The organism is Tunicatimonas sp. (assembly GCF_049647865.1).
GTDB lineage: Bacteria > Bacteroidota > Bacteroidia > Cytophagales > Cyclobacteriaceae > Tunicatimonas.
The window spans coordinates 1-1,954 of record NZ_JBARYM010000273.1 but is presented as its reverse complement, the minus strand read 5'-3'; the positions used below and the strand labels follow the sequence as shown (position 1 = coordinate 1,954).

General features: G+C 39.6%; 2 protein-coding genes. One reads left to right on the top strand and one right to left on the bottom strand.

The features are described 5' to 3' along the window. Window positions 1–2: 2 nt before the first annotated feature. Window positions 3–110, top strand: coding sequence for a carbamoyltransferase C-terminal domain-containing protein (locus WBA23_RS08380; RefSeq protein ID WP_424581823.1), 108 nt, complete (start codon window positions 3–5; stop codon window positions 108–110). A gap of 35 nt (window positions 111–145) precedes the next feature. Here the strand turns inward: WBA23_RS08380 and WBA23_RS08375 are convergent. Then, on the bottom strand, window positions 146–1,954 hold a 1,809-nt coding region (locus WBA23_RS08375), incomplete at its 5' end, for an ABC transporter permease (protein ID WP_424581822.1).

Genomic DNA, 1,954 nt, shown 5'->3' with positions numbered 1-1,954 from the left:
ATGTGCGAGACGAACCCATTGTTTGCACTCCCGAAGACGCACTACGTTGCTTCCAACAAACTGAGATGGATGTATTAGTTATGGAGGATTTTTTAATAATGAAACAATGAAGTGATTTAAAGTTTTTGGTTCTCACTCGCTATTGCTATTCATCCCTTAGTATATTTAGTACGTTGGCTTTTGCCATCTTCAAGCCTTCGAAACTTAATGATGCTAAGGTGAGTATTGATAGAAAAATGCACGGCATGATTAAAATCCACGGACTAAAAGAAATCCGGTAATTAAAGTTCGATAGCCAAATGCTTACTAAATAGTAGGCAGTGGGAACACCTAGAAACATGGCCAAACCGGCTTTGCTCATAAACTCATCAGTAAAAAGGGCAAGAATTTGAATTGGTTTTGCTCCCAAAACTTTTCTGATCCCTATCTCCTTTTTCCGCCTTGACGAAATGTACATGGATAAACCAAATATGCCCAGAAAAGTAATGATTAGGGAAATAATAGTGAACGTCAAGAATATTTGCTGGAAGAGCTTTTCTTCCTCATAAACAGTGTTAAACCGCTCATCCAAAAAGTAACTATCAAACGCCTGATCCGGATAGATTTGGTGCCAGATATTTTCAACACTTTCAACGTTGCTCATTAGATTTTTAAAACCGGGTTGAGCGGACAAACTGAAATTGATTGAAACAAATCCAACCGTTGGATTATACTCAAAGACCTGGGGTTTGATTTCTTTTCTTAAAGATTCATGATGATGGTCTTTTACCACGCCAATAATCTCTAATTCAGTCTCAGTCTTTTGATTGACAATTGTCTGGTTCAGGGCTTCTTCCGGGTACACGTAGCCCATTTTCTTGGTGGTAAGTTCATTAACTAAAACCCGCGTGCGATTGGTTTTATCTTGACCTTCCCGAAAGTCTTCTCCCGCTACCAATTCTAAGCCATAACAAGTAAAATACTCCTCATCTACCCGAAGGACAGTTAGCCTAAGGTTCTCTTCTCTACTATTGGTTTTAAAATCAGTCGGTGATCCGGGCCACCATAGTGGGACGGAGGTTGAAGAAGATACCGCTTGGGTGGAAGACAGATTCTTCAATTGATTTTTGAAGCTGTTCATTCGCTTAGATTTCCCTTCCCAGGCATCTTTTGGTGGTTTGACGATCATAATATGATCCATTTCAAAACCCACTTCTTGGTTCTGAATGAATTCCATTTGTTTATAAATCGTAGTGATGCCAATGAGTATGATGATGGAAATGGTGAATTGAAAAACTACCAGAAATCTCTGAAAACCTTGTGCTCTGGGATTTCCAACCTTCATATTCTTGAGCAGCTTCGTGATCGAAGAGCTATAGACGGACAATGATGGATAAATTGACGAGATAACCGCGCCCAACAGCAGGAATACTAAAAAAACAAAGTTGATGGGAGTGTCAAATTCAAGAATAGAAAGCAACTGTCCACCAAACCGATCAAAGAGTATTGGGTATACACTAAGGATAATTGCGGTAGCTGCCACTATAGAAATGAGATATATGACCAATGCCTCGTATAGGAACTGCTTAATAAGCTGTGACCGGTCCGAACCCACCACCCTTCTTACACCAAATTCCTTTCCCCTAGTCAATGATTTCGCTCCACTAAGATTGGTATAATTGATCCAGGTAATTAATAGCAAAACTACTCCCACCAACATCAATAACTTTTGGTTAATGGTCAGACTTGTTTCATCGGCAAATGGAATAAGATACAATTCTACGTTTCGCGTTTCTGACTTGAAAGTCTCTAATTCATTAATTGTAGACGTTATTTTCTCCGCAAGGAAGCTAGCGTTGGAAGGTTCGTTCAATAGAAGATAGCTCTTGACGTTCGGATACGTCCAACTATGTTCCGTTTCATCGAGTTCTTTTCCGGCAAGGGATTGCAGACAGTCAAATTGAAATCGTGAATT